This window comes from Dehalococcoidia bacterium, assembly GCA_028711995.1.
GTDB lineage: Bacteria > Chloroflexota > Dehalococcoidia > SZUA-161 > SpSt-899 > JAQTRE01.
Window position 1 is genome coordinate 15907 of record JAQTRE010000018.1, and the last position, 19902, is coordinate 35808.

A 19902-nucleotide genomic window follows, 5' to 3' on the forward strand; every position below is an offset into this window, starting at 1 on the left:
TTCTCGGCGGTTAAGATAAGCCGGTGAAATCCCAGTCCGATTCGATCTGTTTGCGGGGATACTTGACCGGGCTCGGACCTATGTCCCGAGTGCGCTTCACAAAAGCATCGACTCTTCTGGCCAGAAACTCGCCATCGCCCACCGGCACTTCAACCAGATGCACCCTTTTGGACCCCATGCCCAGCAGGTTCAGCATCTTCTTGGTTTCCGCCACCGATCCCTTGGTCTGATCGATGCCAAACTTATAGTGGCAAGTCCCCGAGGAACACCCCAGCAGGACCACACCATCAGCGCCCATCTCAAAGGCTTTAAGCAGCAGACCGGTGTTCACCCGCCCCAGGCACATCACCCTCATAAGCCGCACATTGGAGGCATAGGATATCCTGTTTATCCCGGCTGCTTCCAAAGCGCTGTATGCTCCCCAGTTGCAGACAAAGCCTACGATGCGGGGCTCAAATCCCTCCGATACTGTCACACTCTCCCCGAACATTCCGTCCTTCTATGCCATATCTGAACCGACATCCCAAACAGTGCATGGTTCAGGTTATGTTTACTCCAAGGGAATTCTATCACAGTACGTTTGCTCACTCAACTTAGCCAGTCTTCAGCCGACTGTGGGTTTTTCTCTTTGCTCAAATGATGCTCCCGTATCGGAGGTGCGGCCTCCCCTCGGAAGGCATGTTGGTAGCGGCAGTTGAGAAATAAGAAGCAAGGGCAAGCCCCCTATCTGCAGGGCAGACACCGGAGCTACACTATATCGATGGAATGTGGCAGTGCTCGAGTTTTGCGTTGCTGAGTTGAACAACTCTGCTGGAACTCTTGGCGACATTCAGATCATGGGTGGCAATGATGAAAGTTGTCCCCAGTTCGCTGTTCAACCGACGCATGAGGTCGATGATTTCCTGCCCTGTTTTATGATCTAGGTTTCCTGTTGGTTCGTCCACCAGAACCAACAGAGGACTATTGGCCAGGCCCCGTGCCATGGCAACCCTCTGTCTTTCGCCGCCGGAAAGCATTGCCGGAGTGTGGCGCGCCCTGCCCTTCAGACCTACTATATCCAGCAGCTCTGTTGCTTTGCTCGCGCGCTCTTTGGCGCCCATTTTAAGAGGATACATCGGAATCTGTATATTGGAATGGGCGTCCAGGGAAGGAATGAGGTTATGCAGCTGGAAAACAAACCCGATCCTCTCCGACCTGAAACGACTAAGATCTCTGACTTCAGATAGATCAAAGCCGTCTACGGCTACTCTGCCGCTTGTTGCCTTGTCCAGGGCGCCGATGATGTTGAGCAAAGTCGTTTTGCCACTCCCGGACGGTCCCAGGATCGAAATGAATTCTCCCTTCTCCACTACCAGATCGACCTCCTCGAGAGCTACGATTTTCCCGTTGAGGTACGTTTTCCCCAGCTTTTCAGTCTGAACCAAAACTTTATTCATGGCGCAACGCTTCCACAGGGGATAAGCGCAATGCTCGATGGGCAGGGAATACCCCGCCAAGAGCTCCCAGAACTAGGGCTACGGCTAGGCCAACAAGAAAAGCATCAGCGGTAAAAGAGGGATTCACATAGTCCTCCACCGAGGGGAGAGAGGTGGTTGCCCAGATCGTCAATATCCCCAGCAGGCTGCCGATAACAAATCCCAATAAGCTCAGAATCATCGATTCGCTGAAGATCATCCTCAGAATATCGAATTGACTCCAACCCACGGCCTTCATAATCCCGATTTCCCTGGTGCGTTCTGAAACTGACATGAACATCGTGTTGATGATTCCCACACTGCCCATCATTATAGCGATTGCGGCTAGTACCCAGGCCAGTGTTTTTCCGAACTCGGCAGTAGCCGAAGTTTCCAGGAGATCGGCAGAGGGTTTCACCTTCAAATAACGCCACTGGGATTCTATCTCTTGAGTGATCTTATCTTGGTCAGCTCCGGACAATAAATAAATGGCCACCAGCGCCACTTTCCCCTCTTTCCCCAGAATTACTTGGCCCTCCTCCAGTGTAATCACAGCGCCACCATCAAGATAGAGATTCCCTGTCTGATAGATGCCTACCACCGTGAAATCTGCTCCCGACTCCATCCGGAATATCTCCCCAACTTCAATCCCCAGGTCATTCATAGCCAGCCTTCCCAGGACTATTTCACCGGGACTTCGGACATACCTCCCTTCAATGGTGTGGCTTTCTCCCAGGTACAAGTCCTCATCTTGAGGGATGACTCCAAACAGGTTGAAAGAGGCTGTATCCGGAAGGCTGACGGAGGCGAGCAGGAACCCGGTGGTTCGTTCCACTCCTTCAAGCTGGGCGATATCCTTAATGCGGGATTCAGGAATTGAGCCGCCTGTGGGACCGGAGAGTCCTCTCTGAGTAGCCACGAGATCGGCTTGAGTTATCTGTGCAGTGGCGCCAAGTTCCTCTTTGAGATCAGTGGCCAGAGCAAATAAGGCCATGATGACGGCAATACTGATACCGATACCCAAGACGGTCAGCGAACTCCTGAGGGGACGGGCCAGCAGATTCTTTCCAACTAGAGAAAACAGCATGTTAATAACTGGCAGAAATGATGGGATGGTTTTCAAATCGATGCCACCCCATCATTATATCGAATCACCGTGAGGTAATGGAGACTGTGCTACTCACTCGAACGGATAGAGCCGCACAGTCTTCATTGGCTAATTTCCGGCACTGCCCTGCGTCTTCGGAGTGATAGCACCATAACAACAGCAGCTATTACTAGTACGCCTGCGATTATACCACCGATCAGCGCCCAATGGGTCTCACTTTTTTCAGAAGATGTGGCCACCAGAGCAAAGTATGAGAGGCCATTTGCGGAAGTGCCGACAAAGACCGCCTGATTCTCTTGATAGCCGGTGAACACTGTGGGCAGTACTTCACAAGCTCCCTCACTGATACGGAATATCTTGACATTATCCGTGCCCTGATTGTCTGCCCAGGCCCTGTTCACTTTCATGGTGATTGTTGCAGTACCTATGCTGTCATCGGTAAGATTTATTTTGTCAACCTTGATCCCATAAGCCGTATCTGCTATATTTGCGCCGCTCCGTGCTGCCGCTAACTCAAATCCAGACCCGACAGGGAGTTCTTCCATCGCGGTCACCTTGATGTTTCCCTCCTGCTGGGCATTGGCGTCATCGATACTGATACTTACTGCACAGCGACCGACGTCCGGGGCTGTATTACTAAAGTCGAACGTCTGCTCCGGAATTTCTATCCTGCCAGTTGTTCCCCTCGATATAGTTTGCTCTGTCAACGGCGGCGGCAACAAATAGAGCACTCCAGTCCCGATCACGGCATCCGCACTCCCAGCATTTCCGGAAGAGCCTACGGCACACTGCAATGGAAGGTATCTGACAAACCGCTCAAAATCCTCCCGATCTTGCCTGCTCATATATTCAGAAGATGCCTGAGAGACTATCGCATTGAATATCTGACTGAGATTGGAGTATGCCAGAGATGTTTTGGTATCTAGCAGTAAGGCCATCACCCCTCGATATTCCTCCGCCTCATCCAGTGAAAGTATTTCTTGCTCACTGGCCGCCACTGCCGCTTCTAGGGCACCGGTAGTCGTGCCGATGACCAGGTAGTGAGTGTTATCAATGTCAAGGAAGAGCCAGCCTGGAGAGCCATCATCTGTCTTCATGGCATTGTTGGTGATTCGTGTAGCTTCCACGCCGCCAATGGATGTTGCAGACGTGCGCAGCCTATCCGGAGTCTCATCTTCCGACGTACTCTCCTCGATTATCTTGTTGATGGCATCAATAATGGCAGTCAGATGATTATTCACTTCGGCCGGATTCTCTACCTCAAAAAGCAAGAGCAAATCCGGGAATGTTGAGCCGTATTCATCGAAACTCAGGGGCAGTAAGGCCAGCGAGTATTCCCCTGTCATCCAGCCAAAGATATCCCTATTGATGTTCAACCCTACCTTTTTCTCCACCCAACGACTGAGCGCATCCGGGCTGGCAATATCATCCTTGGTCATGCCTTCAGGAAAATCGGACTCATCATCTATATTGGCGGTGACGCCTTTCAGGTATTTGGCAAGCGAGTCTTCAGCCCCATACCAGGACGCATTCACATTCTGACCTGAAAGAAAGAGCCACGCATCGCTGGGAACTATCCTGGCGCTGCGGAGCAGGTCGTTTTCTGCGATTGGCGGCGTCATCCCTTTGGACAAAGGATAGTAAGCGGTTGTGACCATGCCATTGCTGGCGAACTGAAGTGAGGCGGCAATGCAAGAGGGAATACTATTGCCAAAAGCCTCAAACATGAAGTTGTCTTCGGCAGGAATTTGCGAAAGACTCTGCTCCCAGAGGTGCGCATAGTTGTAGTAGAGCATTCCTGCTCGATCCGGCAAACTGGCTTGGGCTTTCCGAAAATCTGGACTGCCACCCAGAGAGGCGTCTGTATTGGGAGTTATCATCAAATCCAGGCTTTCCTCAAGGAAGCTCTGATTGTTGGAGAATACAATATATTCCTCAGGGAAAGCCCAGTAAGTCTCTTCCTCCGGCGTGTAGACAACATCTATTCCCTTGTAATCACCTGAGGGATGAGTGGGAAACTCTTCATCCTCTAGAGCAGAAGCGAGCTTATCAAAGAAAAAGGCATCGGACGCATCTTTATCCATTGTTCCGATAAGGAAAACCATTTCAGCATCTGTCTGTTCCTCCCTGGCGGGAACCGGAAGGCTCATTCCCATCGCCAGCTCCGGTCCCAGCCAGGGAAAAACATCCTGTTCGATATCGATGCCGCTCTCGTCCTGAGCTTGTTTTAATAGTTTATCCCATTCGGTTTGAACATCCGGATTCTGCCACCAGTTGTTCAGGAAGGACCGGAATTTTGCCAATTGACCCTCGCTTGGATCCAGGTCGACGGTGAGATAGTAGTCAATATCTGCAGGCAGAAGCTTGGCAGTTTGCTCACCTTGATCTGCAGCCAAAGCAGTAGCACCAGCAGGACGTGCTAAACCCAGCAGGCCTAATACCAGTGATACCACTACCAACAAAGATAGCACCTGCCACGACATTCCGCACAAGCCTTTGCCGTCCCTTTGCCTCGGTTCCATCGCATGATGACGCATGCTGAGTTTGCCCTTCACCGCATTATCGAAAGCAAACATTTCCATTCTCCTCCTTGGAGCGCTATTTCGGACTGAACTGGATTCCCTCTACTATATATAACACAAAACGCCCCTGTTGTCATGAGGTAAAAAGCCTATAATATAAGGGCCAAGAGCATGCAATTCAGCGAGGATTGAAAGTCAGCCTGCCAGGAACGCGATCCCCGATTCGAAAAAGTAGCCGCCGAGTCCTACCAGAGCAACGCCGCAGACCATGAGGAGCCCTGAATACACGGTCTGGTTGATGATGGTTCTCCTGCCAGTGGCGACAATCAAAGCAACCGCCGCATACCAGGTCAAATCCGCCAGGATGTGTCCGGTGAAGAAGGAAGCCACTCCCGCTGCACCTAATCCCAACGACCACAAAAGATAGGCCAATCCGATAGTCGCCCACCAGAGGAACCAGTAAGGATTGGACATGCTGATCACGATTCCGGCGAGGATCACCTTCCTGTTTTGAACCACGCCCGTCGATGTCTCCAGCGGCAAAGGAACCTTCTTCCACCCTTGACGGGCCATCCCAAATCCCATCAGGATCAGAACGCCTCCGCCGATCAATCCGACCACGGCAGCGAAGGTATCGCCCTGGATGAACTGATCGAGGCCGAGCACCACGGCAAGGATCAGGGAAAGCTCCAGAATGGCATGCCCAACGATGATCAGCGGGCCGACCCAGAAGCCGGACTTGGCGGAGGCACTGATAGTATACGCCAATAGCGGTCCGGGCATCATCGCGCCGGAGAAACCGATCAGAAAAGCGGTGGTGAAAATGACCAGGATAGTGGCTTCAGGCACGAGTTTGAGTATAGCAGAGGCGAAAATAGGGCGCAATGAAAAAGGAGTCCGCATCCGTAGGGGTAATACCGTGCGATTACCCTTCTGTCGTGCCGAGTCAGGGGTCGGATGAAGCTGCGCTTGCCGGTTTGAGCCTGGAAGCGCCGATGGCCCCGATGGCGGCCACTCCCGCCGCAAAAAGATAGGCGGGAAGCAGCGAACCCGCCGCATCTGCCATCCCCCCTGCGATAATCGGCCCAAGCGCTTGCCCAACGCCAAAAAATAGAGTGATAAATCCGAGAGTCGCCGGAGCCATCTGTGCGCCCATCATTTCCCCGCACATGGCCGTCATAATCGCCGGGATGCTCCAGGCGGTCAGTCCGAACAGGATCGCCGAGATCATAAAGCCGTTCGGCATGGTCCAGAGTCCGAACAAGCTGAAGGCCGCCGCATGGAGGGTATAGATGATCATCAGCACCCGCCTCCGGCCGATCCGATCGGAGACATATCCCCACAGCGGGCCGCAGGAGAAGCTCACCCAGCCCATCATCATGTAAAGGCTGCCGGCCATTTCATCCGTGTACCCGCGCTCATTGGCCAGTTGTTCCCGGAAGAACGTCATATAGATGATGTAAGAAAGGCCAAAAGCAATGTACACCAGCCCGATCTGCCATACCGCCCTGGAGCGATAAACCTTGCTCCATTCAAAGACGCCTGGCCGCCGAATCACCGCAGGATCATCATCTTTGAATCCCAGCGGCTTCAAACCCTTCTCGGAAGGTTGATTCCTCAATAGCACCCAGGACAGAAGAGCCAGTGCGATCGTTATGGCGCCGAAAACGTACCAGCAGGCCCTCCATCCCTCATCGTAACGAGAAAGGATTACAGGAACAGTTGTGCCGACCACCACCAACCCCAGCGAAGACCCACTGACAATCACTCCCGAAGCGACGCCGAGCCTGCGAGGCGCCACCCAAGAGGCCACCAACCCGACTACAGGGATATTGCCCGCGCCACTGCCCATACCGGTGAGCAACTGAGCAGCCATCACAGCCGTAAATCCATTGGCCATGCCGGTGAAGATCATGCCTGTGCCAGCCACAGCCAATCCGCCAGCAATGACAGCTCTGGGTCCAAAGCGTGTAGCGAGGGCTCCGCCGATCACCGAAAGGGCCAGATAACCGAGCAGACTGGCGGTAATGATCGCTCCGGCTTCGGTATTGCCGATGTCCAAGCCCTCTTTCATCTCCGGCAGCACCATCGCGTAACCGAAGCGCGCCAGTCCCAGAGAGCCGAACACCGCCAGCATCCCCATGCCCAGCATGAGCCAGCCGTAGTGAAATCGAGGGGAAGAAGTGGTCATTAAATGAATTTATCCTTGGAATCGCTTCGGAGGTTTCCGTTCCCATTCGATCCTTCGACAAGCTCAGGATGAACGGAGACGAGCAAATAGATGATTAACCGTTCGTGGTGAGCCTGTCGAACCATGAACGCACTACGAATCTCTCGGAAAAACCCGATCGACGGTCTGCCCAACCTCCTCCAGCCATTGTCTTCGCTGTTCTGAGGTGCTGGTAACTACCACAGAGAACATCCGCCGATGAAAATCTGTCAGCCCGCAAAGGCCAAAGATACAATTCCTCCAGATTGTTTCCAGCGGATCACCGAAAACGGCCTTCTCTCTCTCCGATTCAGTGTTGGAAGTATTAAACACAATGGCCGCTCTGGCTTTCAACAACCCGACAGGCACCCCTTCGCCGGAATCGCCTTCCAAAAACTCATAGGCAACCCCCGGACGGATCACTCGATCCACCCACCCTTTTAATATCGCCGGAGGCTGGCCCCACCAGTTGGGATGAATAATGACGATGCCCTCCGTACGAGCAATCTCCTCACAGTGCATGGTTACCACCGCAGGCAGGAAGGCGTTTTTGAGGATTTCTCCACCGCTGAGCACCGGATCGAATCGCTCCTGATACAAACCATGGAAAAACACCCGATGACCATTGGCTTCCAGACGCTCCATCGTCGTTTGCGCAATAGCATGATTAAAGCTTCCTACTTTAGGGTGAGCAAGGATGACGGATATTATCATAAAGCTGACGCTTCCTGTTTGTTGGAGGCTCGGTGATGGAATTCCGGTCAACCCCCTGACCCCCAATCTTAGGGGAAGAACAAGAAAAATTAGGGGACACCCCTAAAACCCGGACAGAGAAGGGTCTCTGCATTCTCACTCGCCCCTTATAGCGACTTCAGAATCTGCTCAGCCTTCTCCAGATTATCCGGCTTTATCACCACCACTGCCTGTTTGGTCGCTGGGTCGGTGTAGGCATAGAAGTACTTGAGATTGATCCCGGCCTTGGTCAGCGGCTTTACTACGTTATTCAGCATCCCGCCCGGCACATCCGGCATGGAATAAGCAAGGAGCGTATCCAGCCGGGTGGTGAATCCAGCCTCGCGCAACGATTCCTGGCTCTGCTCGGCATGAGGCAGCACCATTCGCACAATCCCGAACTCGCCGCTATCGCTGATGGAAAGGGCACGGATATTGATCTGCGCCTTCTCAAGCGCTCCAAGGATATCCTCCAATCTGCCTGGCTTGTTTTCGACAAAGACAGAAATCTGCTTTACTCTCATGGCTGAGTCCTCCTTGAGTCTTTTATGAAAGGATATAATCAACCCCCTGGCCCCCACTCTTGGGGGAAAGAGAGTTTAGGGGACACCCCTAAAACCCCGGCAGGAAGAATCCTGCACCTCTTTGAACTCTTGCTCATGTCTTTGCGAGGAGTCCTTCCAAAGAAGGACGACGAAGCAATCTCAAGACAATACGCGGAGATTGCTTCACTTCGTTCGCAATGACATATTCTATTTCAACTCATCCCGATTGACCACCCGCTTGGACTTGCCTTCGTAGCGGGTGATGGTCTTAGGCTCCACCAGCTTGATCTTGGCGGTAATGGCCAGCACGCTATCCATCTCGTCACGGAGCCGCTTTTCCAGGTCCTTCATCTTGGACATCTCATCGGAGAAGATGCCTTCCGATACTTCCACCCATATCTCCAAATAGTCCGACTTGAACCCTTCCTGCCGATCCACCACGATCATATAGTGCGGCTCCACACCCTCGACCGCCAGCAGCACGCTCTCTATCTGAGAGGGGAAGACATTGACCCCTTTGATCACCAGCATATCGTCGGTACGCCCCATCACACGGGTCATTCGAACATGAGTCCGGCCGCATTTGCATGGCTCAGGAGTCAGGCTGGTGATATCCTTGGTGCGGAACCGGATCACAGGCTGGGCTTCCTTGCTGAGAGTGGTCAGCACCAGTTCCCCTGCCGATCCGTAGGGCAGCGGTTCACCGGTGACCGGATCAATGATCTCCGCCAAAAAGTGGTCTTCCCAGATGTGCATGCCACACTGTTCCGTGCATTCCACGGAAACACCCGGCCCGATCACCTCGGTCAGGCCGTAGATGTTGATAGCTTTGACGTGCATCTTTCCCTGGATTTCATCCCTGAGCTGATCGGACCACGGCTCCGCCCCGCAAATGGCCAGCCGAAGCTTGGTCTCCCGCCAGTCGATCCCCAACTCCTTGGCGGTCTCATGCAGGATCAGCGCATACGAAGGAGTACAGGTCAAAACAGTGGTACCCAGGTCTTGCAGCAAAAGCAACTGCCGCTTGGTATTTCCGCCGCTGGTGGGAAGTACCGCCGCCCCCAGGCGTTCGCCGCCGTAGTGGAAGCCGAGTCCGCCAGTGAAAAGTCCGTATCCATAGGAATTCTGCATCACATCGCCTGCGGCCATGCCTGCAGCAGCCATCGATCGGGCCATCACTTCCGACCACATATCGATATCTCCCTGAGTATAAGGAGCCACAATCGGCTTGCCAGTGGTGCCGCTCGATGAATGAAAGCGAACCACTTTGTTGAGCGGAACACACATCAATCCAAAAGGATAATTGTCTCGAAAGTCGGCCTTGCTGGTAAAGGGCAACTTGGTAATATCGGAGAGCTTCTTGATATCGGCGGGTTTGACGCCTTTCTCCTTTAAGGTTCGCTGGTAGAAAGGCGACTTCTCATATACGTGAGCCACCTGCTTCTTCAGCCGCTCCAGCTGGAGTTTCTCCAGCTCGACTCTGGACATCTTTTCAAGCTGAGGATCTCGTATCATCTGGACACCCCTTTTTCTTTCATCGATTGGGTCACCTGGGCTCCCTTGTGGAACGCCTGAATGCTGGAATCAAGGAATTTCGGAGGGACCTTGCGCCGGATATCTTCCAGCCACAACTCATCCTTCAGATCAAGAAATGCGGCTATCGCCCCCATCATCACCATGTTCAGCGCTCTGGGATTTTTGACTTCCTCTCCAATCCGCGCAGCCGGAAGCAGATAGACTTTCTCGGTATAATGAGCCAGGATCGACTTGATCTTGTCCCATCCCGGATAAGGAACTCCGCCGCTCATCGATGAGACGGGAATGATGGTCACATCGGCAACGATGGCCACACCGCCCGGGCTCAAATACGAAGCCCAGCGAGCCGCCTCGATCTCTTCGAAGCCTATCAGGAAATCCACTTCCCCCTTCTTGATCATCGGGGAGAAGACGTTCTGGCCCCAGCGGACATTGCTGACCACGCTGCCGCCTCGTTGCGCCATTCCCAGAGAATCGGTTTTCTTCACATCGTATCCGGCCTTCATACCGATCTCCGCCAGAGCATCGCTCGCCAAGATCACGCCCTGCCCGCCAACTCCCACCATCAATACATTTACATCTTTCATGATTTCATCTCCACGATCGCTTCCTGCGGACATACCTGCTGACATACACCACACCCCACACACGCCGCCGCATCGATCTGTACCGCGTCATTTTGAATGATGATCGCCGGGCATCCTACATCCAGACAGCCACGGCAATCGATGCACAGGTCAGGATCGACCCGGCGGGAAGTATTCTTCACCTTGAATTTCAAAGCGCAAAGACCCCGGACGATGACCACCGATGGCTCCTTGGCCGCCGTACTGGCCTTGATTGCCGCTTCGATTGCCGCCATGTCATAAGCGCTGACCACTTTGATATCCTTGATCCCGATCCCTTCGCACAGCTTCTCCAGATTCACCTGCGGACCCTTCGATCCATCCATGGCCATGCCCGTGCCGGGGTGGCCCTGACCGCCGGTCATGGCGGTGGTGCCGTTATCCAGGATGATCACCGTGTTGGCGCTCTGCTTGAAGACCATATCGGCCAGGCCAGTGATGCCGGAGTGCATGAAGGTGGAGTCACCGATCACAGACACTGTTTTGTTGGGAACCCCGGCCTTCTCCATCCCGATGGCATGCCCGATGCTCGCTCCCATACAGGCGCAGGTATCCAGCGCGCCGAGCGGCTCGTAGACGCCCAGGGTGTAGCATCCAATATCGGCGGCGATCACCATTTCTTTCTCGGTGAGCGGCCTCAACACGGGCGAGGGCTTGATGCTGCTATCGAATCCGAGTTTGCGCAAGATCATCTCCGGCCCCACATGCGGGCAACCGGCGCAGAGCTGCGGTCGGCGAGGCGGAATCTGAACCGCCGGAGGCGGCTTTGAGGCGACTACAGGAGCCGGAAGCAGCCCGGCTTTGACCGCCGCCGCTTCCACGATCTCCGGATTGAATTCCCCGATAATGGGGAAGAACTCCTTCCCTGAAACTTTGATGCCCAGCATCCGCACCTCTTCTTCGAGGTACGGGTCATTCTCTTCGATAACGATCACCCGGTCGACCTCAGAGGCGAACTTGCGGATCATGTTGGCTGGAACGGGATAGGTGGTAACGAGTTTAAGAAACGAGGCATTCTTGAAGACTTCCCGCGCGTATTGATAAGCCACGCCGCTGGTGATCACGCCGAGCTTGCGGTCGCCCCGGATGATCTGGTTCATGGGGAAATCCTCCACCCAGGCTTTTAATTTAGTGATCCGCTCCTCCATGTTGGTGCGCCGCACCCGGGCGTTCGAAGGAACCATTACGTACTTGGCACTGGAACGCATAAACCCCGGCTTCTTGGTTTCGGCCGGGCGGTCTTTGGTAATATCCACAATGCTCTTACAGTGGGAGATTCGAGTGGTGCTGCGGAAGAGAACCGGCGTATCAAACTCCTCGCTGATCTTGATGGCCCACTGCATCAGCTCATAGACTTCCTGACTGTCGGTGGGCTCCAGCATCGGCACCTTGGCCATCTTGGCCAGATGGCGATTGTCCTGTTCCCCCTGCGAGCTGTGCTCGCCCGGATCGTCGCAGGAGATGACCACGATTCCGGCGTTGGTGCCGGTGGTGGAAAGGGCAAAGAAGGGATCGGCCGCCACGTTCAGGCCAACATGTTTCATGCTGACCATCGTTCGGACTCCCCCGTAGGCCGCCCCCATCCCTACCTCCATCGCCACCTTCTCGTTGATCGACCATTCCGCATAAACGCCCTTGAACTGAGAAAAGGATTCCAGAATCTCAGTGCTGGGCGTGCCGGGATAGGCTGTGGCGAAGCTCACGCCGGAGTGATACGCTCCAAGCGCCATCGCCTCGTTTCCAGATAAGAGTTGTTTCATAACGTTCTCCTAGATATCCAATTATACCCAAATCGACGGAAAACCGAGTCAACCAGTGAAATTCCCGATGGGCGACCACAAGAGTCGCCCCTACAAACCGTAATTCGAAATTCTCAGCGTCCTCTGCGTGCTCTGCGGTAGAACCTGCTACGCCACCGACTTGCCTAAATACGCCTGCCTCACCTGGTCATTGCCCAAAAGCTCCTTGGCCGTCCCCTCGATGGTGATCTTCCCCCGCTCCATCACATATCCGCGGTCGGCGATCTTCAACGCCGCCGTGGCATCCTGCTCCACCAGCAGGACCGTCAAGCCTTCATCTCGCAGACGGAGCAGGAGCTTCAAAATCTGCTTCACCAGATTCGGTGCCAGGCCCAGAGAGGGTTCATCCAGAAGCAATATCTTCGGGGAAGACATCAGCGCCCGCCCGATGGCCAGCATCTGCTGCTCGCCCCCGCTGAGACTACCGGCCTTCTGGCTGGTCCGTTCCTTCAGAATGGGGAACAGACTGTAAATCCGTTCCAGCTTCGATCGAAAGGAAGGACTGCGCTGAAATAAACTCAGCGGCCCGATGGCCTTGAGCCCGCTCCTGGCGCATTCGGAGTACGCGCCGAGTGTCAGATTATCCTCCACCGACATCGCTCCGAATATCTGCCTTCCCTCAGGCACATATCCCAATCCCAGCCGGACCATATCATGGGAAGCCAGACCGTTGAGACGGTCCTCCCCCAACCATATCCTCCCGCTTTTCGTGGGGACTATGCCGGTAATGGCGTTCATCAGGCTCGTCTTGCCCGCACCGTTGGCTCCGATCAGGGTGACTATTTCCCTCTCGTTCACCGTGAGAGAAGCCTCCCTGACAGCAGTAGAGCGGCCATAGGCAACGAATACTTTTTCGACTCTGAGCATATCAGAAACCCCTGACTAAATCCTGTCAACCCCCGATCCGGTCGAGGGCAGGCCCCCGACAGAAAGCGTATCCTGCACCTCGAAAGGTACGATATTTATATGTCATTCCCGACCCGATCGGGAATCCACTTTCTCCGAACCCGGACCTTACAACTCGTCCTCGTCATCACCCAAATAGGCGGCGATCACCTTCTTATCTTTTTGAATCTGCGCCGCAGTCCCCTCGGCGATCTTCTTGCCGGTATCGAGCACAATCACCCATTCGGCAAGGCCCATCACCAGCGGCATATCGTGTTCCACCAGAATCACAGTAATCCCATCATCTCTGATGCGACGGATAAGATCGCTGAGCTCCTGCTTCTCCAGCCGATTGAGTCCGGCCCCGGGCTCATCCATTAGAATCAGCTTCGGCTCGGTGGCAAGGGCTCTGGCTATGGCCAGCAGTTTCTGCTGACCCAATGGCAGATTCAATGCATTCTCGCCGCCATGCTGGCCAAGACCAACCATGTTCAAATACTTGAGGGCATTCAGCCTGATCTGATCTTCCTCCCGATGCGCCTTGGGCAGCCGAACCGCAGCCTCCAGGAATCCGTAACTTGAGCGAACATGCCGACCGGTCATCACATTCTCCAGCGCCGTCATATTGCCGAACAGATGAACATGCTGAAAAGTCCTCACAATACCAAGCCGGGCCCTCTTGGCAGCCGAGAGCTTATTGATCACCTTGTTCTCAAAGATGATCTCTCCGCTGGTGACCTGAAAGACCCCGGCGATGAGATTAAACAGGGTTGTCTTGCCTGCCCCGTTCGGACCGATGATGGCCGTAATCTTTCCGGTCTCAATTTGAAGATCAACGTGATCTACCGCCACCAGCCCGCCGAAGGCCCGCGTCACTCCTCTGGCTTCCAGAATGGGCTCACTCAAGGTTCTGTCTCTCCCTTTGTGCGATTGAAAAGCGATCCGATTTGAAATCCCTTTGCGGCTGCATACCAACCTTTGCCAGTACGCCAGAGCAACTTGGGAAGGAAGAAGATGCCGTCCCGCTGGTAGGCATTCTTCAGGGCTACGAATAAGCCTTCCGGCATGAAAATCAGGATGAGGATCAGAATAAGTCCGGAGATGACCATATTCCACTGGCCGTAATGGATCAAAATCTCATCATCCAGAATGTGAAGAACACCTGTGCCGAAGATGGCTCCCCATATACTGGCCAGCCCTCCGAAGACGGCCATCACCACCATATCCACCGAAACCATCGGATTGAACTGACCGGGGCTCACGTGTCCCGAATGATGAGCAGCCAGACTTCCCGCAATGGATGCAAATACGGCGCTCAGTACAAAGATTTTGATCTTGAACCCGATCACGTTGATGCCGAGCGACTCAGCCGCAGATTCGCTTCCGTGAATGGCTCTGAGAGCTCTGCCGGTTCGGGAATTGACGATATTTTGAGCTATGATCAGAATAGCCAGACAAATCCCCCACACCAGGAAATACTGCCGGAACAGGGAATCGAACTCAAAGCCGCCGATGGAAAGATAGGGCACGTCGCTCATGCCTTCCGGACCGCCGGTGTAACCACTCTGCAACTCGGCCAGTTTCCAGATAATATAGCCCACAGCGAGCGTGGCCAGAGCCAAATAATTGCCCCTCAGCCGAAAGATTGGCCCCAGCATAAAAGCCAGCGTGGCAGTCATACAAGCCCCAAGAGCCATAGCTGCCCAGGGATTCACATCGTAGGTCTTGCTGAAAATTGCCGAAACATACATTCCTGTCCCGAAGAAAGCTGCCTGCCCCAGCGATACCTGGCCGGTGTAGCCCATGAGTAAGCACAAGCCGACAGTGACCATGGTGTGCCACCCGATCACAATAGCCAACTGCTTATACTCACCCAGAAACCAGTCAAACGGCACCAGAATGAGAAACACCAGCAGCACGGCAAGAAAAAACCGTTGTCCTCTGATCTTCGCCTCCGGCATAATCAACTTGTCCTTTCCTCCTCCGCCAGTTTGCTGGACCGCAACAGCAGAATTGCCAGCAAGATACCCATCGCCCACACATCTTTATACCCGGAAATGAAAGGCCCCCAGCTCAGTCCCACTATCAGATTCATGGTGATGCCAATAAGAAGTCCTCCCACCACCACAGCGATATGGCTCTTGAACCCTCCGAGAGAGGCCGCGAGGAATCCGTAGAGCCCCAGGACGAAGCCACGCTCGTAGTCCATGCCGGTTTTTGGAGTCATAACGGCCCCGATCACCGCTCCGATCATCGCAGCCAGAATGAAAGCAATCAAAGCCATCGTTTTGGGATTAACACCCACCAATCCCGCACCGACGGGATTGACGGCGCATGCTTTAAGCGACTTGCCGAGCATGGTGTAAGAGAAAAACAACTGAAGGAGAACGGTGATTATCACCAGCGCGCTCACAATCCATAGCGTCTGGGTAGAAACAATAGCTCCCATAAACTCCAGAGACCCTCTGTCCCAATATACAGGAGTGCGCTGACCAGAGATACCCCACATTTCTCCCGCAATTCCCTTGATGCAGAGGGAAGCGCCAATTGTAATGATGATCAGGCTCACATTTGACGGCTTCCTGGCAGGACGAATGGCAAGAAGATAGAGTATCCCACCGGCAAGGCCAACCACGGCTACAGGTATTATGGAAGACAGGGCAACATTCAACTCCGCAGTCGCTAATTTGCCGAAGAGGAGGAGAGTCAACGGAATGCAGCCCAAGACGGAAACAATTGAAATGACTGCGATGACAGGATGAATCCTCTTGCTTCTTGTGGAATACAGGAACATGGCGAGTGCCAGCGCAGCCAGAATCGCCACCACAATCTTGGGCCCAGTGGGAACATGAGCGGAGTCGACGCTCATGTAAGACATCATTCCGCCCAGCATGACAAACTCGCCCTGAGCAAAGTTGATGATGTTGGTGACAGAATAAATGATGGTGAACCCCAGACCGATCAGCGCGTAGATGCTGCCGTCCTGGATGCCAAACACCAGATATTGAAAGAACTCTTCAGATGACATTCTTCAACCCAGTCTCCCGCCGATTCTCCTGCCCGATGATATAACAACGAGGGGGAAAGTGCAACTTTCCCCCTCGCTCAACTCTATGTAATACGCTGTCTCCCGGACCTTACGGGGCAGGAGCTACGGTCCAATCGCCATCGACGATCTGGATCATGGCCAGAGAACCGGGAGCCATTCCAAGGTGATCTTCTGAAGACATGGTGAAGACGCCACTGATTCCGACAAAATTCGTGGTCTTCTCCAATTCACCCCTGATGAAAGCACGAGCATCCTGAGAACTCAAACCCTCGGGCATCTTCTTCAAAGCCATCGTAACCATCTGGAACGCATCATACATATGCCCGCCAAAAGTATTGATTGTGCCTGCGCCGAACTTGCCCTCGTAGTCAGCTTTGTATTTATCAAGAACCGCTTTCTGGGAATCACTTGCCGGCACAGAATCCACAACCAGCAGCTTGCCGGCCGGGAAGATCACTCCATTGGCCGCATCGCCGGCCTGCTCGATGAAAGCGGGATTGGCAATTCCGTGACTGCAGAACAAGGGAATGGACATCTTCAGCGTTTTCATATCGCGGGCCACCATCGCGCCTTCCTTATCCGTAGACCAGTTGACAACTGCCTGGGCGCTAGTTCCTTTAATATGAATCAGCTGCGACTCCGTGCTGGTGTCGGCCGCATTAAACGTCTGGTTATCCACAATGGTTATCCCGTACTTTGATGCCTCGGACTCCAAGTACTTCTTGCCTCCGGCACCAAACGCCGTGGTATCGGTGAGCAGAGCCACTTTCGTCATCCCCTTCTGCTGCAGATAGTAATAAATTTCAGCGACCACTTCCCTTTCAGTTTGCGGGGTCTTGAACACCCAATAGCGATCCGCCACCGGCGTGACAATATCGATGCTCGCCGCACAGGATACATTCGGTATCTTTGCCTGATTCACGGTGTTGATGATCGCCAGGCTGGAACCTGTAACTGTGGGACCAAGAATCGCCAGAACCTTGTCCTGTTCGATCAAGCGTGTTGTCAATGTGAGAGCCTTTTCACTATCGGTTGCGTCATCATAGATGACAACCTCCAGCTTATGACCATTGATACCCCCGGCAGCATTGACCTGATCTGCCATCATCTTGGCGGTGTTTTCTTCAGGTATGCCCAAAGCCGAACCGCGCCCGGTCGTAGAGAGAATCGCGCCGATCTTATAGGTGGACTTGCTAGGATCGATGGTTGCCGCAGGTGCTCCGCCGGCGGCCAATGCTGCCAAGCCGTCTTTGACACACTGGACCGTCTCATCAGTTATCCTTCCCTGGCTCATCGGAGCCACGGTGACTAAGTCCATCCCAAAGGCAGCGGAAAACGCGGGATTGTCTATTAGCTCGTCACCAACACATTTCCTCAACAAGGCCTCTGTGTCCGGATTGTCCAACAAATCCCCAATGGACGATTCAATTGTAAGCTCCTCATCGCCTGCAGGGGCAGGGGTTGTCGCTGCAGGAGCAGGGGTTGTCGCTGCAGGAGCAGGAGTCGTTGCCGCTGGCGCAGGAGTCGGAGTATCTTCGTCATCATCACCGCAAGCAATCGTGCCGACCGCGACCAGCGATAGAATCAGCGTCAACACAAGCATCCATTTGATCATCTTCTTCATTATTCGGTCTTAATCCTCCTGTTTAGATTGGACACAACTGCCCGCTATTATAGCGGATGAAAAGGAATGCTGCAACAAGCAAGTAGGCCCAAAAATGACCGCCATTGCTTATCCGGTGGGGATGGTAGTGCCGGTGGCCCTGGCAATGAGCTTACCCTCCTGATTGGTGACCGTCATCTCAGATATGCCCACTCGCCTGCCGCTCTTCAGCACTCGACACTCTGCAATCAGTTCGTCCCCCACTTTGGCCCCGGCGATGAAATGCAGATTGAATTGCGAGGCAACGCTGGGAAATGCCATCGAATTGGAGGCATAGGCAAAGGCTTGGTCGGCCACAGCCATGATAATACCGCCAAACGTCATTCCGTTGAAGTTCTGGTATTCCGGCAACACCTTCATCGATACCCTGGCATAACCGGGGGAAAGCTCCGCCAGCTTCATCTGCAAAAAAGAGGCGATGGGCTCATCCAGCGCCTTGGCTTTCAGTTCCGTCACGGTATCGGCTTTGTTTTCCTGTTTTGGCATAAGATGTCTACCTCACCCCCCCGGCGTGAAAGCATTCCTGCACTCTCGCGATGCCTCTTCCATCTAGAGGGAGGGAAATCAATCAGCAAATCCCAAACTTCCGGGCCGCCTGCTCGAAACCTTTGAGCGCCCCTTTGATGGTGGCGTCATCAACGCAATAACACAGCCGGAAATACCCCGGCGCGCCGAAACCGCTGCCGGGAACCGCTAGCACCTTGAATTGCGCCAGCTCTTTTACGAAGGCGACGTCATCTGGGATCGGCGACTTAGGGAACATATAGAACGCCCCCTGCGGCCTGACCAGCGAGTACCCCATTCGGGTGAGGCTCCCGTAGAGCAGATCGCGCTTGGCCTGATAGTCGGCAACAGAAATCGTCACATTCTGCAAATGCTGAACGATGTGCTGCATCAGAGCCGGGGCATTCACAAACCCCAGTATTCGATTGCAGTAGATCGCGCCCGCCATCAGATCATCGTGATCGGCACACTGAGGATGAACGGCCAAGTATCCAATTCGCTCACCCGGCAACGCCAGGTCCTTCGAGTGCGAGGTGGCCACTATTGTACTGGGATAATACAGAAACGGCGAAGGATACTCCAGCCCGTCAAAGATAATCTTGCGATACGGCTCATCAGCGATGAGGAAAATCTGAGTTCCGTACTGGGCCTCCTTCTTCCGAAGCAACTGCCCCAGCGCCTTCATGAAGTCCTTGCTGTAGACGACGCCCGTGGGATTGTTGGGCGAATTGATGATCAGCGCCCTGGTCCCAGCCCCGATGGATTCCTCCAGCTTATCGAGCCTGGGAACAAAGGTTTCGTCGGTGGGCAGGATTTTCACCACCCCACCGTGATTATCAACGTAGTTCAAATATTCCACAAAGAAGGGCGCAAACAGGATGACTTCTTCACCCGGGTTGAGGATCGTCTTCAGGACCACGTTCATCGCGCCCGCCGCCCCACACGTCATCAAAATATCGTTAGCGCTGAAACTGATGCCGGTCTCTTTTTGCAGCTGCTTGGCTACGGCATCCCTGGTCTCCAGATATCCGGCGTTCTCCATATATCGATGCATGCCCGGAGAAGGCTGGTCCACCAGCCTTTTGAGTTCCCGGCGAAACTCGGCAGGAGGCTCCATGATGGGATTTCCCAGGGATAGGTCGAATACGTTTTCCGCGCCATAGCGCTGCTTGAGGACGGCTCCCTCTTCAAACATGCGCCGAATCCACGATCCCCGGGCCATGTTCTCTTTGATCTTATTGGAGATGGACATCGTTTACCTTCTTTCCTT

The 19902-nt window shown here is 53.9% G+C and carries 18 protein-coding genes; all 18 read right to left on the reverse strand.

The genetic code is table 11. The features are described 5' to 3' along the window. Positions 1 to 10: 10 nt before the first annotated feature. The 18 genes from PHV74_04565 to PHV74_04650 all read right to left on the reverse strand — a co-directional run bounded on the left by PHV74_04565 (position 11) and on the right by PHV74_04650 (position 19884). Positions 11 to 490, reverse strand: a complete 480-nt coding sequence (locus tag PHV74_04565; GenBank protein MDD5093640.1) for a hydrogenase iron-sulfur subunit — start codon at positions 488 to 490, stop codon at positions 11 to 13. Between the two features lie 262 nt (positions 491 to 752). Next, positions 753 to 1436 carry an ABC transporter ATP-binding protein gene (locus PHV74_04570; GenBank protein MDD5093641.1) on the reverse strand — a complete coding sequence of 228 codons (684 nt, stop codon included), beginning with the start codon at positions 1434 to 1436 and terminating at the stop codon, positions 753 to 755. Beyond that, positions 1429 to 2577, reverse strand: a complete 1149-nt coding sequence (locus PHV74_04575) for an FtsX-like permease family protein (GenBank protein ID MDD5093642.1) — start codon at positions 2575 to 2577, stop codon at positions 1429 to 1431. The genes PHV74_04570 and PHV74_04575 overlap by 8 nt, the downstream gene beginning before the upstream one ends. 86 nt (positions 2578 to 2663) lie before the next feature. Continuing rightward, positions 2664 to 5144 (reverse strand): DUF3352 domain-containing protein, encoded by a 2481-nt coding sequence (locus tag PHV74_04580; GenBank protein ID MDD5093643.1) that lies wholly within the window; start codon positions 5142 to 5144, stop codon positions 2664 to 2666. 135 nt (positions 5145 to 5279) lie between these two features. Further along, positions 5280 to 5933 (reverse strand): LysE family transporter, encoded by a 654-nt coding sequence (locus tag PHV74_04585; protein MDD5093644.1) that lies wholly within the window; start codon positions 5931 to 5933, stop codon positions 5280 to 5282. Positions 5934 to 6030: 97 nt separating this feature from the next. Next, positions 6031 to 7275 carry an MFS transporter gene (locus PHV74_04590; GenBank protein MDD5093645.1) on the reverse strand — a complete coding sequence of 415 codons (1245 nt, stop codon included), beginning with the start codon at positions 7273 to 7275 and terminating at the stop codon, positions 6031 to 6033. A 132-nt stretch (positions 7276 to 7407) separates the two neighbouring features. Then, the gene (locus tag PHV74_04595; GenBank protein ID MDD5093646.1) at positions 7408 to 8007 is read right to left on the reverse strand and encodes an NAD(P)H-dependent oxidoreductase; all 600 of its coding nucleotides are present in this window, start codon (positions 8005 to 8007) and stop codon (positions 7408 to 7410) included. A 146-nt stretch (positions 8008 to 8153) separates the two neighbouring features. Beyond that, positions 8154 to 8549 (reverse strand): ACT domain-containing protein, encoded by a 396-nt coding sequence (locus PHV74_04600; protein ID MDD5093647.1) that lies wholly within the window; start codon positions 8547 to 8549, stop codon positions 8154 to 8156. Between the two features lie 228 nt (positions 8550 to 8777). Continuing rightward, positions 8778 to 10085, reverse strand: coding sequence for a phenylacetate--CoA ligase (locus tag PHV74_04605; GenBank protein MDD5093648.1), 1308 nt, complete (start codon positions 10083 to 10085; stop codon positions 8778 to 8780). Next, on the reverse strand, positions 10082 to 10693 hold the full coding sequence (locus tag PHV74_04610) for an indolepyruvate oxidoreductase subunit beta (protein MDD5093649.1): 612 nt from the start codon (positions 10691 to 10693) through the stop codon (positions 10082 to 10084). The genes PHV74_04605 and PHV74_04610 overlap by 4 nt, the downstream gene beginning before the upstream one ends. Beyond that, positions 10690 to 12492, reverse strand: a complete 1803-nt coding sequence (gene iorA / locus PHV74_04615; protein ID MDD5093650.1) for an indolepyruvate ferredoxin oxidoreductase subunit alpha — start codon at positions 12490 to 12492, stop codon at positions 10690 to 10692. Before iorA ends, PHV74_04610 begins: the two co-directional genes overlap by 4 nt. 147 nt (positions 12493 to 12639) lie before the next feature. Beyond that, positions 12640 to 13398: an ABC transporter ATP-binding protein gene (locus tag PHV74_04620; GenBank protein ID MDD5093651.1), complete on the reverse strand. Its 759-nt coding sequence runs from the start codon at positions 13396 to 13398 to the stop codon at positions 12640 to 12642. Between the two features lie 147 nt (positions 13399 to 13545). Then, entirely contained in the window at positions 13546 to 14322 is a 777-nt protein-coding gene (locus PHV74_04625) for an ABC transporter ATP-binding protein (protein ID MDD5093652.1), read from the reverse strand. Next, entirely contained in the window at positions 14319 to 15377 is a 1059-nt protein-coding gene (locus PHV74_04630) for a branched-chain amino acid ABC transporter permease (GenBank protein MDD5093653.1), read from the reverse strand. The genes PHV74_04625 and PHV74_04630 overlap by 4 nt, the downstream gene beginning before the upstream one ends. 2 nt (positions 15378 to 15379) lie before the next feature. Then, positions 15380 to 16444 (reverse strand): branched-chain amino acid ABC transporter permease, encoded by a 1065-nt coding sequence (locus tag PHV74_04635; GenBank protein ID MDD5093654.1) that lies wholly within the window; start codon positions 16442 to 16444, stop codon positions 15380 to 15382. A 109-nt stretch (positions 16445 to 16553) separates the two neighbouring features. Next, the gene (locus tag PHV74_04640; protein MDD5093655.1) at positions 16554 to 18089 is read right to left on the reverse strand and encodes an ABC transporter substrate-binding protein; all 1536 of its coding nucleotides are present in this window, start codon (positions 18087 to 18089) and stop codon (positions 16554 to 16556) included. A gap of 108 nt (positions 18090 to 18197) precedes the next feature. After that, a complete protein-coding gene (locus PHV74_04645; protein ID MDD5093656.1) occupies positions 18198 to 18614 on the reverse strand; it encodes a PaaI family thioesterase in 417 nt (138 codons plus the stop codon). A gap of 82 nt (positions 18615 to 18696) precedes the next feature. Then, positions 18697 to 19884 carry a pyridoxal phosphate-dependent aminotransferase gene (locus PHV74_04650; GenBank protein MDD5093657.1) on the reverse strand — a complete coding sequence of 396 codons (1188 nt, stop codon included), beginning with the start codon at positions 19882 to 19884 and terminating at the stop codon, positions 18697 to 18699. Positions 19885 to 19902 lie beyond the last annotated feature (18 nt).

Coding starts and splice junctions, on each gene's coding strand:
- PHV74_04565 (MDD5093640.1), bottom strand. CDS start 490: ATGTTCGGGGAGAGTGTGACAGTATCGGAGGGATTTGAGCCCCGCATC.
- PHV74_04570 (MDD5093641.1), bottom strand. CDS start 1,436: ATGAATAAAGTTTTGGTTCAGACTGAAAAGCTGGGGAAAACGTACCTC.
- PHV74_04580 (MDD5093643.1), bottom strand. CDS start 5,144: ATGGAAATGTTTGCTTTCGATAATGCGGTGAAGGGCAAACTCAGCATG.
- PHV74_04590 (MDD5093645.1), bottom strand. CDS start 7,275: ATGACCACTTCTTCCCCTCGATTTCACTACGGCTGGCTCATGCTGGGC.
- PHV74_04595 (MDD5093646.1), bottom strand. CDS start 8,007: ATGATAATATCCGTCATCCTTGCTCACCCTAAAGTAGGAAGCTTTAAT.
- PHV74_04600 (MDD5093647.1), bottom strand. CDS start 8,549: ATGAGAGTAAAGCAGATTTCTGTCTTTGTCGAAAACAAGCCAGGCAGA.
- PHV74_04605 (MDD5093648.1), bottom strand. CDS start 10,085: ATGATACGAGATCCTCAGCTTGAAAAGATGTCCAGAGTCGAGCTGGAG.
- PHV74_04610 (MDD5093649.1), bottom strand. CDS start 10,693: ATGAAAGATGTAAATGTATTGATGGTGGGAGTTGGCGGGCAGGGCGTG.
- iorA (MDD5093650.1), bottom strand. CDS start 12,492: ATGAAACAACTCTTATCTGGAAACGAGGCGATGGCGCTTGGAGCGTAT.
- PHV74_04620 (MDD5093651.1), bottom strand. CDS start 13,398: ATGCTCAGAGTCGAAAAAGTATTCGTTGCCTATGGCCGCTCTACTGCT.
- PHV74_04630 (MDD5093653.1), bottom strand. CDS start 15,377: ATGCCGGAGGCGAAGATCAGAGGACAACGGTTTTTTCTTGCCGTGCTG.
- PHV74_04635 (MDD5093654.1), bottom strand. CDS start 16,444: ATGTCATCTGAAGAGTTCTTTCAATATCTGGTGTTTGGCATCCAGGAC.
- PHV74_04640 (MDD5093655.1), bottom strand. CDS start 18,089: ATGAAGAAGATGATCAAATGGATGCTTGTGTTGACGCTGATTCTATCG.
- PHV74_04645 (MDD5093656.1), bottom strand. CDS start 18,614: ATGCCAAAACAGGAAAACAAAGCCGATACCGTGACGGAACTGAAAGCC.
- PHV74_04650 (MDD5093657.1), bottom strand. CDS start 19,884: ATGTCCATCTCCAATAAGATCAAAGAGAACATGGCCCGGGGATCGTGG.